Source organism: Pseudomonas sp. AN-1 (genome assembly GCF_034057115.1).
Lineage (GTDB): Bacteria > Pseudomonadota > Gammaproteobacteria > Pseudomonadales > Pseudomonadaceae > Geopseudomonas.
This window is the reverse complement of sequence record NZ_CP139195.1, coordinates 4,315,228-4,329,034: the sequence shown is the minus strand read 5'-3', so window position 1 is coordinate 4,329,034 and position 13,807 is coordinate 4,315,228. Positions and strand designations below refer to the sequence as shown.

General features: G+C 65.7%; 13 protein-coding genes. 6 read left to right on the top strand and 7 right to left on the bottom strand.

Annotated features, from left to right (window positions below; genetic code table 11):
- Positions 1 to 5: 5 nt before the first annotated feature.
- Entirely contained in the window at positions 6 to 908 is a 903-nt protein-coding gene (locus SK095_RS20345; protein ID WP_320547316.1) for a glutamine amidotransferase family protein, read from the bottom strand.
- A 59-nt stretch (positions 909 to 967) separates the two neighbouring features.
- Entirely contained in the window at positions 968 to 2,302 is a 1,335-nt protein-coding gene (gene glnT, locus SK095_RS20340; protein WP_201487154.1) for a type III glutamate--ammonia ligase, read from the bottom strand.
- A 253-nt stretch (positions 2,303 to 2,555) separates the two neighbouring features.
- Between glnT and SK095_RS20335 the strand changes: the two genes are divergently transcribed.
- Genes SK095_RS20335 through hepT form a run of 3 tightly spaced genes read left to right on the top strand, consistent with a single transcriptional unit; the run spans position 2,556 to position 3,963 of the window.
- The gene (locus tag SK095_RS20335; RefSeq protein WP_320547315.1) at positions 2,556 to 3,155 is read left to right on the top strand and encodes a helix-turn-helix domain-containing protein; all 600 of its coding nucleotides are present in this window, start codon (positions 2,556 to 2,558) and stop codon (positions 3,153 to 3,155) included.
- 3 nt (positions 3,156 to 3,158) lie between these two features.
- Positions 3,159 to 3,554: a type VII toxin-antitoxin system MntA family adenylyltransferase antitoxin gene (gene mntA / locus SK095_RS20330; RefSeq protein WP_320547314.1), complete on the top strand. Its 396-nt coding sequence runs from the start codon at positions 3,159 to 3,161 to the stop codon at positions 3,552 to 3,554.
- Positions 3,544 to 3,963 (top strand): type VII toxin-antitoxin system HepT family RNase toxin, encoded by a 420-nt coding sequence (gene hepT / locus SK095_RS20325; RefSeq protein WP_320547313.1) that lies wholly within the window; start codon positions 3,544 to 3,546, stop codon positions 3,961 to 3,963. The genes mntA and hepT overlap by 11 nt, the downstream gene beginning before the upstream one ends.
- A 118-nt stretch (positions 3,964 to 4,081) precedes the next feature.
- Here hepT and SK095_RS20320 read toward each other — a convergent pair whose 3' ends face one another.
- Positions 4,082 to 7,549, bottom strand: a complete 3,468-nt coding sequence (locus SK095_RS20320) for a class I SAM-dependent DNA methyltransferase (RefSeq protein WP_320547312.1) — start codon at positions 7,547 to 7,549, stop codon at positions 4,082 to 4,084.
- Positions 7,550 to 7,860: 311 nt separating this feature from the next.
- On the opposite strand from SK095_RS20320, the gene SK095_RS20315 reads away from it, so the two are divergent.
- Together SK095_RS20315 and SK095_RS20310 are read left to right on the top strand one after the other, a co-directional pair.
- Entirely contained in the window at positions 7,861 to 9,783 is a 1,923-nt protein-coding gene (locus SK095_RS20315; protein ID WP_320547311.1) for an FAD-dependent monooxygenase, read from the top strand.
- A 251-nt stretch (positions 9,784 to 10,034) separates the two neighbouring features.
- Positions 10,035 to 11,033, top strand: coding sequence for an LLM class flavin-dependent oxidoreductase (locus tag SK095_RS20310; RefSeq protein WP_320547310.1), 999 nt, complete (start codon positions 10,035 to 10,037; stop codon positions 11,031 to 11,033).
- Positions 11,034 to 11,240: 207 nt separating this feature from the next.
- Here the strand turns inward: SK095_RS20310 and SK095_RS20305 are convergent, their stop codons facing one another.
- The 4 genes from SK095_RS20305 to SK095_RS20290 all read right to left on the bottom strand — a co-directional run bounded on the left by SK095_RS20305 (position 11,241) and on the right by SK095_RS20290 (position 13,217).
- Positions 11,241 to 11,453, bottom strand: coding sequence for a cold-shock protein (locus SK095_RS20305; protein ID WP_320547309.1), 213 nt, complete (start codon positions 11,451 to 11,453; stop codon positions 11,241 to 11,243).
- A 405-nt stretch (positions 11,454 to 11,858) separates the two neighbouring features.
- Entirely contained in the window at positions 11,859 to 12,086 is a 228-nt protein-coding gene (locus tag SK095_RS20300; protein ID WP_320547308.1) for a DUF2798 domain-containing protein, read from the bottom strand.
- Positions 12,083 to 12,682: a flavodoxin family protein gene (locus SK095_RS20295; RefSeq protein WP_320547307.1), complete on the bottom strand. Its 600-nt coding sequence runs from the start codon at positions 12,680 to 12,682 to the stop codon at positions 12,083 to 12,085. The genes SK095_RS20300 and SK095_RS20295 overlap by 4 nt, the downstream gene beginning before the upstream one ends.
- A gap of 37 nt (positions 12,683 to 12,719) precedes the next feature.
- Positions 12,720 to 13,217 (bottom strand): DUF2938 domain-containing protein, encoded by a 498-nt coding sequence (locus SK095_RS20290; protein WP_320547306.1) that lies wholly within the window; start codon positions 13,215 to 13,217, stop codon positions 12,720 to 12,722.
- An 81-nt stretch (positions 13,218 to 13,298) separates the two neighbouring features.
- Here SK095_RS20290 and SK095_RS20285 point away from each other — a divergent pair, with 81 nt between their 5' ends.
- Positions 13,299 to 13,724 carry a helix-turn-helix domain-containing protein gene (locus tag SK095_RS20285; protein ID WP_320547305.1) on the top strand — a complete coding sequence of 142 codons (426 nt, stop codon included), beginning with the start codon at positions 13,299 to 13,301 and terminating at the stop codon, positions 13,722 to 13,724.
- Positions 13,725 to 13,807: the final 83 nt, after the last annotated feature.

Sequence of the window (13,807 nt, the reverse complement as noted above, 5' to 3'; positions counted from 1 at the left end):
GCTCCTCAGGCAGTCTTTTCCCAGATGTACATGGTCGCCGGCTCGGGTTCCCAGACCTTGGCCTTGTCGATGCCCGGCAGGCTGGCCAGTGCCTGGTACTCGGAGGCCATGGCCACGTAGTCGTCGGTTTCGGCGAGGATCGCCGGCTTGCAGGCGATCGGGTCGCGGATCACCGCGAAGCCGTTGCGGGTGCCGATGGCGAAGGTGAAGAAGCCGTCGAGGTCTTCCAGGGCATGGTCGAGGGCCTCCTTCAGCGAGTCGCCCTCGCGCAGACGCCAGGTCAGGTAGCCGGCGGCCACCTCGGTGTCGTTGAGGGTCTCGAAGGCGATGCCCTTGCGCTGGAGTTCCTGGCGCAGGCGGAAGTGGTTGGACAGCGAGCCGTTGTGCACCAGGCACAGGTCGGCGCCGGTGGAGAATGGGTGGCTGCCCTCCATGGTCACCGCGCTCTCGGTGGCCATGCGGGTGTGGCCGATGATGTGGCTGCCCTTCATGTTGGCCAGCTTGAAGCGCTGGGCGATTTCCACCGGCAGGCCCATGCCCTTGAGGATCTCGATGCTCTGCCCGGCGCTCATGATGCGTACGTCCGGGGCCAGCTCGGCCAGCGCCGTGCGCACCACGGCTTCCTCGGCGGCGACCTTGAGCACCGCGGCGCTGGCGTTCTGGAACCAGTCCAGCGAGCAGCCCAGGCGGCCTTCCAGCGCGCCCATCAGCGCCTTCCAGTCGTACTCGCCGACCGTGCTCTGCAGGGTCAGCTTGACCCAGCCGTCCTTCACTTCGTCACCGTAGATGGCGAAGCCGGCGCTGTCCGGACCGCGGTCGGTCATGGCCAGCAGCATCGGCTCGAACAGCTTGCCGAGCTGGGATTCCAGCGCCGGGTTCTTCAGGTAAAGACCTACGATTCCACACATGTTCACTCTCCTTCGGAGTCAGATGGCCGCCGCCCACGCGGGCGACGGCCCGAAGCGGGTCAGAAAAATTCGGTGTAACGCTGGATTTCCCAGTCGGAGACGTGGCGGCTGTACTCCACCCACTCCATGCGCTTGAGCTTGATGAACTCGCCGACGATCTGCGGGCCGAGCACTTCGGCGAACAGCGGGTCGGCCTCCAGCGCGTCGCAGGCCTCCTTGAGGCTCTGCGGCAGGGTCTGGATGCCGCGCGCGGCGATCTCCTCCAGGCTCAGCTTGTAGAGGTTCTCGTTGCACACCTGGCCCGGATCGAGCTGGCGGTCGATGCCGTCGAGGCCGGCGGCGATGATCGCGGCGCTCACCAGATAGGGGTTGCAGCCGGCGTCCGGCAGGCGGAACTCGATGCGCCCGTAGGGGATGCGCACCATCGCCGAGCGGTTGTTGGCGCCGTAGGTGATGAACGCCGGCGCCCAGGTCGCCCCGGACAGCGAGCGGCCCACCACCAGGCGCTTGTAGGAGTTGACCGTCGGCGCGGCGAAGGCGCACAGCGCCGGGCCGTGGGCCAAGAGGCCGGCCATGAAGTGGTAGGCCAGCTTCGACAGGCCCATGCCGCTCGGGTCGCTGGCGTCGTGGAACAGGTTCTTGCTGGTGGCGCTGCTGATCGACAGGTGGAAGTGCATGCCGTTGCCGGCGCGCTTGGGGTCCGGCTTGGGCATGAACGAGCAGATCATCCCCAGCTCGTTGGCGATCTCGCCGGCGGCCATGCGGAAGAAGGTGAAGCGGTCCGCCGAGGTCATGGCGTCGCTGTAGGTGTAGTTGATCTCGAACTGACCGTTGGCGTCCTCGTGGTCGATCTGGTAGATCTCGAAGCCCACCGGCTGCAGCGCCTCGGTCAGCCGCTCGAGGAATTCGCGGGAGCGCGACAGGCCCTTGTAGTCGTAGCAGGGCTTGTCGAGGTTGTCGGAGGCGTCGACCAGCTGCAGGGTGCCGGCCGCGTCGCGGCGGAACAGGCTGAACTCCGGCTCCAGGCCGGTGTTCAGCGTCCAGCCCTTGTCGGCCAGGCGCTGCACCTGCTGCTGCAGCACGTAGCGACTGTCGTAGGGCCACGGCTGGCCGTCGACGTGGCCGATGCACAGCACCCGGCCGTAGCCCGGCTGCCAGGGCACCGGAGTCAGGGTGGAGAGGTCGCCGCGGGCCATGAAGTCCGGACCGTGGGGCTCCATGCCCATGCCGCTGATCGCGAAGCCGGCAAAGCCGGCGCCGGCTTCGGCCACCGCCTCCAGGCCGCAGACCGGCACCGACTTGGTCTTGGCGGCGCCATGGATGTCGACGAACTGCGCCAGCACGTACCTGATGCCGTGCTGGTCGATGATTTTCTGGGTTTCGCTGGGCAACATGGGCGGTGGGCTCCTCGGCTGCAGGCTGTCTATTCCGCAAGGGAAATTTACTTTCACCAAGGGAAATGCAAACAGCTTGCCAACCTGAGCCAGGTCAAGCGCCAGCCCACGCCGGGGCCCGAATCCTTCTATCTATATGGGAAAGATGCTTTCATAACGCGAAAGCGTCGCACCGGGAGCCCGAACGCCGGCCCCGCGCCGTACATTCTTGGTGCGAAAATTAAATTCTTGAACTGAAAAAGTGCAGCGACGCATGAAAGACACCGCCGACAGCCAGCACCGCCTCAAGCTCGAGCAGTACCTGGGCATGCAGATCAAGCGCCAGCGCCTGGCCCAGGAACTGAAGATCGCCGACGTCGCGCGCATCGCCGGCATCAGCCAGGGCATGCTCAGCAAGATCGAGAACGCCCAGGTCTCCACCAGCCTCGACACCCTCAGCCGCCTGTGCGACGCCCTCGGCATGCCCATGTCCAAGCTGTTCAGCCAGTACGACCAGCAGGGCGGCAGCGCGCTGCTGGTCAAGGCCGGCGAAGGCATGGAAGTGGTCCGCCGCGGCACCGAGAAGGGCCACACCTACCACCTGCTCAACCACGTGCGCGGCCCGAAGAAGAACTTCGAGGCCTACATGGTCGACATGGGCGACGCCAGCGAGGAATTCCCGACCTTCTCCCACCCCGGCACCGAGTTCCTCCATCTACTGGAAGGCGAACTGGTCTACCGCCACGGCAACCAGCTCTACCACATGCAACCCGGCGACAGCCTGACCTTCGACGGCGAAGTGCCGCACGGGCCGGAGCAGCTGGTGAAGGTGCCGATCAGGTTGTTGTCGGTGGTGAATTATGGGAAGGAGTAAGGCATGAACCGCGCAGCCATCCTGCATGCCCTGCGAGCCCGGGTGCCGAACCTGCTGGCGGTGTACGCCTTCGGCAGCCGCATCCAGGGCACCGCGCGCCCCGACAGCGACCTCGACCTCGCCGTGCTGGTGGCCGGCTATGCCGAACCGCTGGAGCTGTGGAACCTGTCCGGCGACCTGGCCGACCTCGCCGGTTGCCCCGTCGACCTGCTCGACCTGCGCGCCGCCAGTACCGTCATGCAATACCAGATCGTCACCACCGGCCAGTGCTGGTGGGCCAAGGATGCTCAGGCGGCAATCTACGAAGCAGCCGTGCTCAGCGAAAAAACCGCACTCGACAGCGCCCGCGCCGGGCTGCTGGCCGACATTGGCAAGGAGGGAACCGTGTATGGCCGATGACGTACTGATCAACAAGGCGGCGACCATCGAGCGCTGCGTCAAGCGCGCCCGCGAGGAATACCAGCGCGGCCCCGACACCTTCGCCACCGACTACACCCGCCAGGACGCCGCCATCCTCAACATCCAGCGCGCCTGCGAAGCCGCGCTGGACATGGGCCAGCACCTGATCCGCCGCGAACGCCTCGGCGTGCCGCAAAGCGCCCGCGACGTGTTCACCCTGCTCGCCCAAGGCAGCTGGATCGACGCCGCGCTGGCCGACAGCCTCAAGCGCATGGTCGGCTTTCGCAACATCGCCGTGCACGACTACCAGGCCCTGCAACTGCCGATCACCGTGGCGATCATCGAGAAGCATCTGGACGAGTTTCTGGATTACAGCAAGGCCGTGCTGTTGAAGGATGCGGGCGCTTAAAGGCGTAGGGTAGAAGACTCGCGCAGCGATCTTCTGCCGTTACCCACGGTGCGGCCAGCCAGGCAGGTAATCGCTGCGCGAGTTACCTACCCTACCCGGCTTCCTGCCCGCCGCCCCCTCAACCGGCAAACCGGTAACGCCCCTCCTCCCGGTAGGCCATGCCCAGTTCCTCCAGCGCGGCCAGGGCGTCGGCGATCAGCGGGGTGGTCTTCTGCGGCGCGGTGAAGCGGGCGGTCAGGTCTTCCAGGGTCATGGCCTCGCTGCCGAGGGTGCTGCGCAGTGTGGCGATCTGCTCGCGCATGCCCTTGGGCCAGGCGAGCTTCTTGGCCTTGGCGGCCGGCGCGGCGGCAACCTCACCATCGGTTTCCAGCTCGGCTTCGGCCTGCTGCGGCGCGGCTGCTGTGCTGGCGTTGGGGTTCTGGTAGTCCGGGCGCAGCCAGCGGATCAGGCCACGGGCTTCCTCGGCGGCGCGCTGGGCGTTGAGTTCGACCAGCCGGCGCAGCAGTTCCTCCTCGGCCTCGGCCTGTTCTTCCGGCTTGTCCGCCAGCGGCGTGGTGGCGCCGGGCAGGCCGACCAGCCGGTCGGCCAGATCGTCCCAGCCGTAGGCGGCGAACACCGCGCGGTCCAGCTCGTCGTGCAGCTCGCGCAGCAGCGACACCAGGCCCTGGGCGTGGATGACCTTGTCCTTGGCATTCAGCTCCTCACCTGTGCGCAGCTTTTCCAGCACGTTGTACATGCCGGTCAGGGTCAGCTCGGGGAACATCGCCTGCTGCCGCTTGCGGTGGGCATCGAGCTGCTCGGCCAGGCTGCGGATCCTCTCCTGTTGCTCGGGGGTGGTGTCGGGGAAAGGGAAGGTTTCGAAGCAGCGGGTATTGTTGTAACGAGGGTCATTGCCAACGCCGAGGCGGCCGCCCGTGGCCTGCGCCCACAAGACATGCACGCGAGACGACAGAACACCAAGAGACTTCGCGCCCGGCAGTGCAATGGAGACCAGCCCTTGATCTGGAAGAATTCCCTGATTCAGAAATTGAAAAGTCCGATGCTTCGCCGTCATGGAGGTCACGATAAACCGCGGCAATCCAGCGAGACTCGCCCGCAAGCGTGGATTAGGCTCTCCGAACAACCACCAGTTCTCACGGCGACCAGGGCGAGGATTCAGATCGCGTTCAGGCTTGACGCGCTCTAAAAGCCATTGATACACGGCAGGATGAAGCTCCCGAAGTTGATCCCGCGAGAGACTATACGCATCGAGTACAAATACACCGCGCGGTTTGTCCGTGATGTCCTTGCCATTTCTGTATGGACGAATGACTTTCTCAGCCCCCACAACATGACCCAGGCCAAGCTCCCCTGCCTGTTGCTCATCAACAACGAACCCGGCCCCCATCAGCACCAAACCTCTCACACTGATACCGCGATTGGCTCCAAGCGCTGCGGCGGCGGCCACGTTGGCACCCATGCGCAAGTCTGCGTGTAAGACGCCACGCTTCTCCGCCAATGTGACATGGCGCTCATCACTGTCGGTTTCTCGCTCGTCGAGTGAGGTTAGCAAACGCCCTTCCTCGGCATCGTTCGCGCCAACGGTCATTGCAATGCGTACCGCCGCGCCGTCCGTCGCATCCACCCACGGATGGTCGGGAATGGCAAAAGCTAGCACCAGCGGATTTTTCGCACCGAGCTGGGTTTCGATCACGCGGCGGTTGAAAGTCTGCTTGATGCTGTTGGTGGTGATGAAGCCGAACTGCCGCACCTTACCGGCACGCACGCTTTCCGCCGCGATATGCCACCAGTGCATGACGAAATCCGCCGACTCTGGCACTTCCGGCCAGGTGCCGCGCACCGCATCCACATAACCGTCGCCCAGGGCGCGGCGCATGGTGGAGGCACCGATAAACGGCGGATTCCCCACGATGTAATCCGCCTGCGGCCATTCGGCCTTGCGCGGGTTGAGGTAGCGGTACTGCTCGACCTGCGCCGCCTCGTCGGGGATCGGCTCGCCGGTGATCGGGCTGGGCTTGTAGCTAATGCCGTCCCAGCGGGTCAGCGGCTTGCCGCTTTCATCGGTGACCAGCTCCACGGCGTCGTAGGCGATCAGCGCGTCGCGGTGCTCGATGTTGTGGAAGTCGCGCAGCACCGGCTCGGGCGGGTTGACCTTGCCGTAGGTGCGGAAGTGCCATTGCAGGTAGCCGATCCACAGCACCATCTCTGCGATCTTCGCCGCGCGGGGGTTGATCTCCATGCCGAGGAACTGGTGCGGGTCGACGGTCAGGCCCTCCAGCTCGAAGGAGCCGGACTTGACCAGGCTGCCGAGCACTTCCAGCACCTCGCCCTCCAGGCGCTTCATGTGTTCGAGGGTGACGTAGAGGAAGTTGCCGCTGCCGCAGGCCGGGTCGAGTACGCGGGTCTGGCACAGCTGGTGCTGGAAGGCGCGGATCTCGGCGACCGCTTCCTTCTCCTTGCCCTGCTGCTTGTAGGTCAGCGCCGCGGCCTGCACGTCCGCCCATTCGGCGCGCAGCGGCTCGATGATGGTCGGCAGCACCAGGCGCTCGACGTAGGCGCGCGGGGTGTAGTGGGCGCCGAGCTTGTGCCGCTCGCGCGGGTTGAGGGCGCGCTCCAGCAGGGTGCCGAAGATCGCCGGCTCGACGTAGCGCCAGTCGGCCTTGGCGGCCTGGGCGAGCAGTTCGACCTGTTCGGCGTTCAGCTCGATGACCTCGGCGGCGGCGAACAGCCCGCCGTTGAACCTGAGCACGTCGGCATCCAGCGCCGGGGCGAAGCCGCCGCTGTTCATGGTCTGCCACAGGCTGCGCAGCTGGCGGCAGAAGGATTCGGGCTTGGTCTTGAGGCGCTCCAGCAGCTCAGTGAAGCCGCGCGCCGGCAGCAGTTCCACGTCCTCGGCGAACATGGTGAACAGGCAGCGCATCAGGAAGCCGGCGACCTGCTCGGCGCTGTGGCCGCTGTCCTCCAGCGACTTGGCCAGCCGGGCGAGCTGGTCGGCGATGGCGCGGGTGACCTTGCCGGCGTAGCGGGTCGGGTCGAGGCCGAGCGGCTCCAGCCAGACCTTGCGCAGCAGCTCGCGGGTGTCCGCATCGCGCAGCTTCTCCAGGGCGATCTTGTGGCTGCGTGCGTCGGGGAAGGCCACGTAGTTGCCGCCCGAGCGGCTGAACTCGGAGTACAGGGCGAAGGACTTGCCGACGTCGACGACGATGACGAACGGCGGGCGGCCCTCCTCGGCCGGCAAGGCGCGGGCGTAGTTCTCGGCCTGCTTGCGCGCCTTGTCGATGGCGGCGTCCCAGCCGTCGCTGCCGGTCTGCTTGCCGGTGTCCTTGCCTTCGAGGATGAAGCAGCCGCGCCGGTAGAGGTCGAGCGAGCGGGTGGTCCTGCCGCCGTCGGCGAACAGCTCGGTGACGCTGCGCTCGAACACGTAGGCGTTGTCGCTGCGCTGCGCGCCGGCCGGGTCGGGCTGCGGCAGGTCGAGCAGGGTGCACAGCTCGGTGACGAACATCTGCAGGTTGGCGCGCTCGTTGCCGCCATGACTGATCCCGCCACCCCAGCGCGCGATGTACGCCTCGACTTTTGCCTCGATCACTTCCCTGTACTCCCTGAGTGCGCAAAAGCGGCGATTCTAGCGCACCGGCCGCTCCCGCGGCTGGACGCGGAGCGTCTGGGGTTCAGGCGCAGGGGCGAAGACTCGCGCAGCGGTTTTCCAGCAATCCCGGTGCCCTGTTCCGGACCGGGCCAGTGATTCGCTACCGGCAAACCACTCCCCCACCCCGTGTCCCCATTTTCAGGGGACACGGCAGTGTCTCTTGTCGACCTATGCTGTTGCTCAGTGTCAAAACAGCGTAACGGCGTCCTGACGTGCGCTCAGTCGACAACAACGACAAGAGGATTCTGCTCATGCAATACCATCTGAACGGCTTCAAGCCCGGCAACTACCAGATTCCCGATGCAGCGCGTGAGCCTGCAGCGCCGCCGCCGATGGTCGATCTGCCGAAAGAGGTCGATGTGCTGATCGTCGGTTGTGGCCCGGCGGGTCTGGCGCTGGCGCGGCAGCTGGCGGATTTTGCCGATATCAGGACCTGCATCGTCGAGCAGAAGTCCGGGCCCATGCTGTTTGGCCAGGCGGATGGTATTTCCTGCCGCACCATGGAAATCATGGAAGCCTTCAACAGCAGCGAGCTGCTGGCGAAGGAAGCCTACCAGCTGCACCAGAACGCCTTCTGGGAGCCGGATGCGCAGAATCCGCAGCACATCAAGCGCACCCACAAGGTGCCGGATGCGCGGCTGGGGCTGTCCGAGTTCACCCACTGCGTGGTGAACCAGGCGCGCCTGCACGACATCCTGCTCGACGGCATGGCGCATTCGGTCACCCATCTGGTGCCGCATTACAACCGCCGCCTGCTGGAGCTGGTGGTGGATCAGAGCCTGACCCAGGATCTGCACGCCTATCCGATCACCGCGACCTTCGAGCGCAACGATGCCGGCCAGTCGGGCAAGGTCGAAACCATCAAGGCCCGCTACGTGGTGGGTTGCGATGGCGCCCGCAGTGCGGTGCGCAAGAACCTCGGCATCGAGCTGCAGGGCGACTCGGCCAACAAGGCCTGGGGCGTGATGGATGTGCTGCTGGCCACCGACTTCCCGGATATCCGGGTGAAGAGCTTCATCCAGTCGAAGGACAACGGCGCGGTGATGCTGGTGCCGCGCGAGGGCGGCTATCTGGTGCGCCTGTATGTCGAGCTCGACCTGCTGGGCAAGGATCAGCGGGCTTCGCAGCTGAACATGAGCGTCGATGACGTCATCGCCAAGGCCAAGCTGATCATGAATCCGTACCAGGTGGACGTGAAGGAAGTCGCCTGGTGGTCCATCTATGAAGTCGGCCAGCGCGTGGCCGAGCGCTTCGACGACACCCCGGTGGGCAATCCGGACAACCTGATTCCGCGTGCCTTCGTCGCCGGCGACGCCTGCCATACCCACAGCCCGAAAGGCGGCTGGGGCCTGAACACCTCGCTGCCGGACACCTTCAACCTGGGCTGGAAGCTGGCGGCGGTGCTGCAGGGCAAGGCGCAGCCGAAACTGCTGCAGACCTACGCCACCGAGCGCCGCAAGGTGGCCTTCATGCTGATCAACGCCGACCGCGAAATGTCGGCGCTGGTCGCCACCCGCGCCAACAAGGACGCCACCGCGGCGAAGACCAGCACTGCCGAGATCGAGAAGTTCATCGCCCGGCAGAACGGCTTCATCGCCGGCACCTCGATCGGCTACGACGAATCCTGGCTGTGCACGGGGCATGCGCACCAGGCGCTGGCGACCGGCTTCCCGATCGGGCAGCGCTTCCATTCCGCCCAGGCCGTGCGCGTGGCGGATGGTTGCCCGGTGCATCTGGGGCACCTGAACAAGGCCGATGGCCGCTGGCGCATCTTCATCTTCGCCGATGCGCCCAGCCCGCTGGATGCGACCTCCAAGTCGGCCAGGCTGGTCGAGTTCCTGGCCAACGCGGACAGCTCGCCGGTGAAGCAGTACACCCCGGCCGGGGCGGATGTCGACGCGGTGATCGATGTCTACGCGGTGTTCCAGCAGCAGGATCTGGCCATCGACGCCCTGCCGGACTTTCTCTGGCCCGCCAAGGGCAAGTACGGCCTGCGCGATTACGAAAAGGTCTTCCAGACCAGCGCGGCGCACGACGTCTTCGCGCAGCGCGGCATCGACCGGGCGCAGGGCTGCATGGTGGTGGTACGTCCGGACCAGCACATCGCCAACATCCTGCCGCTCGATGCCCATGCCGAGCTGAGCCAGTTCTTTGCCGGGTTCATGCTGAAGTAGGTCTGCGCGCCCGTTTGCAATAACGACACGGCCCGCGCAAAGCGGGCTGTGTCGCGCAGGTAGGGTAGAAAACTCGCGCAGCGATTTTCTACCGCGGTGCCGGGCACAACCTCCAAGGTGGGCAATGCCTGCGGCAGTTGCCCACCCTGCGGCTGGCGAAACCGTGGCCTGTCCCTGATTCCTGCGCTTCCCCCCAGCCTTGCCTTTCCCCCATCCGCCCCCATAAAGCTGGGACGACTTCTGGAGGCTGTATGAGCAAGCTGTCCACCACCCCGTTTTCCATCCTCGACCTGGCGCCGCTACGCGACGACGACGTCGGCCCGGGACCGGCGCTGCGCCGTTCGCTGGCGCTGGCGCAGCACGCCGAGCGGCTCGGCTTCTCGCGCTTCTGGGTGGCCGAGCACCACAACATGGAGGGCATCGCCAGCTCGGCGACCGCCGTGCTGCTCGGTTATCTGGCCGCTGGCACCTCGACCCTGAAGCTGGGCTCCGGCGGGGTCATGCTGCCCAACCATGCGCCGCTGGTAGTGGCCGAGCAGTTCGGCACCCTCGCCGCGCTCTATCCGGGGCGCATCGAGCTGGGCCTCGGCCGCGCGCCGGGCGCCGATCCGCAGACCGCCCGCGCCCTGCGCCGCGAGCGCAGCGGCAGCGCCGACGACTTCCCCGAGGACGTCGCCGAACTGCAGATGCTGCTCGGTCCGCGCCAGCCGGGGCAGGCGGTGATCGCCATGCCCGGCGTGGACAGCAACGTGCCGCTCTGGCTGCTCGGCTCCAGCCTGTTCAGCGCCCAGCTGGCGGCGCAGATGGGCCTGCCCTACGCCTTCGCCGCGCACTTCGCGCCGCGCTACCTGCACCAGGCGCTGCGCATCTACCGCGACAACTTCCAGCCCTCGGCGGCGCTCGACAGGCCCTACGCCATGGTCGGCGTGCCGCTGATCGCCGCGCCGAGCGACGAGGAGGCCGAGTTCCTCGCCACCACCGCCTACCAGCGCGTGCTGGCGCTGATGCGCGGCGAGAGCCTGGTGCTGCGCCCGCCGGTGCAGAGCATGGCCGGCCGCTGGCAGCCCCGCGAGCAGGCGGCGGTGGGCGACTTCCTCGGCCTGGCGGTGATCGGCGGACCGGAGAAGGTGCGCGCCCGCCTGGAGGTGCTGCTGGAGCAGACCGGCGCCGACGAGCTGATCTTCACCGGCGACATCTACCAGCCCGAACACCGCCTGCGCAGCTTCGAGATCGTCGCCGGGTTGCGCTGATGCCGCTGGCCTTCCTCGGCTGACGACAAATAAAGGCACACAAGCAAAGGGACAGATTCAATTGCCGGGCTGACCGCCAGCAAAGTGCAGGCTGGCGGTCGGTCGTGCTCCAGAAAGTTCTGTCCATCCTGCTCTTCCCGGCAGGGTTCAGATTATTCCAGACGAAAAAAAGCCCCGCATTGCGGGGCTTTTTTTAAATCAGGCGTCTTAGTTGACTTGAACCTGATCAGCCTGCATCCCTTTCTGGCCTTTGGTCGGCACGAAAGAGACGGATTGGCCTTCGCTCAGGCTTTTGAAGCCTGCGCTTTCGATCGAGCGGTAGTGAACGAACAGGTCGGCGCTGCCATCAGCCGGGGTGATGAAGCCGAAACCTTTTTCATCGTTGAACCACTTGACGGTACCAGTTTGACGAGTAGACATGCTGTATCTCCAGGGTAAATTAAGACTGCGACGCTGAAAAATTCAGGCCGAGACTGAGAAGCTAATAGCAAAACGAACCAGGGAGATGAGGCGTTGAAGCATCAAACTGAGTATCGAAGTGGCAATCGCAAAGCAGTGAGGCGAATATACGCTACTTCCTGAGAATGTATAGTTTTATTTTCATAAAACTCCTCCCGAAAGGGAAATATCGCCTGTCGGCGAGATTATCATTCCGCAATCAATTCTCAAGCCGTTGATTTCATTCAATTTAAAACCGCAACTTGCAGACTGGTCCGAATTGATCGAATCGCCGTGACCGTCCGCGCCAGCCGGGGCAGACGGTGATAGCCATGCCCGGCATGGAGGTGCTGCTGGAGCAGAGCGCAGATCCCGCCGGGCTGTGCCCTACGGCTTCGCTACCAGCGACTCGACCGCCCGCCGCGCCAGCGGCGCGATGACCAGCACCAGCGGAAAGGCGAACAGCCAGGCGGTCAGCCAGGCGCTGATCCACAGCGCGCCGAAGTCGGCAACCGGCCCCACGGCGCGCAGGGTGGCGATTCCCGACACCATCAGCGACATGAGTCCGGAGAGGATCAGGGCGAACAGGACCTGGCTGTATTTTCTGGGAATCATCGGGCGGCCTCCGGGTTCTGGCCGCACGGCTCAGCGCGGCGCAGACGGTGCAGCGTTTCGGCGAAGTTCCTGCCGAACATCCGCGCCGTCTTGATGTCGCCGGGGGCGAACGCCTGGGCGGGCGACGCCTTCTCGGCCTGGGCCATCAGGCCGGACCAGGAGCCGAGCCGGTTGGCCGCTTCGTCGTAGGGCACACCCAGGTGCTGTTCCGGCAGGATCGGATTGCCGACCCAGAGCATGCCGTGCTGCATGCAGAACACGAACATCGACATCAGCGTCGACTGCTTGTCGCCGGCCGGCAACGCCGACACGGTGAAGCCCGCCGCCAGCCGTCCGCGCAGCCGCTGGGCGCGCCACAGGCCCCCGGTGGCGTCCATGAAGGCCTTGACCGGGGCGGACACGCCACCCAGGTAGGTGGGGGAGCCGAGGATGAAGCCGTCGAAGCCGAGCAGTTCGTCCGGAGCCGTGGCGAGCTGCTGCGCCTGCAGCAGCTGGACTTCGGTATTGGCAACGCTGCCGGCTCCCTCGGCAACGCTGCTGGCGATGTATTCGGTATGACCGTGGGCACTGTGGTAGATGACTGCGATCTTGTTCATTGCTCGCTCTCCAGTAGGGGGGTGATGGTGTTCGGCTTCAGCGCAGGAGCCAGGCCAGCAGGACGGCGCTCAGGTAGAGCCCCAGGCCGAAGACCGCGTGATTGGCCAGGCTTCTGATGCAGTTCTTCAGCGGGGTGGGCGTTCTGGCGGCGGCGAAGCCGGCGCCCATGGCGGGCTGGATCACGAACAGGGGGACGATTACCGTGCCGACGCCGACCAGCAGTGCGGGCAACAGGGTCGGGCTGCGAGCCCAGTCCATGCCGGCGATGCCGAGCAGCAGGCCGGCGAAGGCGATGCCGGTGACGTAGTGCATCAGCCAGCCGAGGGCGAGTTCGCCGCTGATCGGTTGCGCTTTGGCAATCGCTGCGTGCCTCAGCCTGCCCCGTGCCAGATGCCCGACCCAGCGGCCGATGAAGGCGAAGTCGAGCGTCTTGACGCCCCTGGACTTGAGGAACGTCAGCCAGATGTCCATGACCGCGGTGGCGCCGATACCGATTCCGGCGGCCAGGATGATGTCGTGCAACAGGTGTCCCATGATTACCTCGCTCAGATTGACCGGTGAAGGGTTCAAGGCGACTATAGAAGTTCAAGCGAACTTGAGGTCAAGGGGGTTTCCGTGGATATCGCTGACGTGGCCAAACGCTCCGGCGTGCCGGCATCGACGCTGAGGTTCTACGAGGAAAAGGGGCTGATCGCATCGCTCGGCCAGCCCGGCGAGCGGCGCCGCTTTGCGCCGCAGATACTCGACCAGCTGGCGCTGATCTCCCTCGGGCAGTCGGCGGGCTTCACCCTGGAGGAAATACGCTCGATGTTCGGCGCCAACGGCGAGCCCGATATCGACCGGCAGTTGCTCGCGGCCAAGGCCGACGAACTCGACGCGACCATCAAGCGCCTGCAGGCCATGAGCCGGGGCCTGCGCCATGCCGCTGCCTGCCCGGCCCCCAGCCATGCCGAATGCCCCACCTTCCAGCGGCTGGTGAAAGCCGCGGCGGCCGGTGCGCACGCACGCAAGCACAGCACGCGCGGGCGCCTGCGCAAATGAGACGACCGCCGGCCCTCCTCCGTCCCTGGCACGCCGCCCGGCTTGTGCTGAACTTGTAGCTACGGCCCGCAGTGCATGGCCGC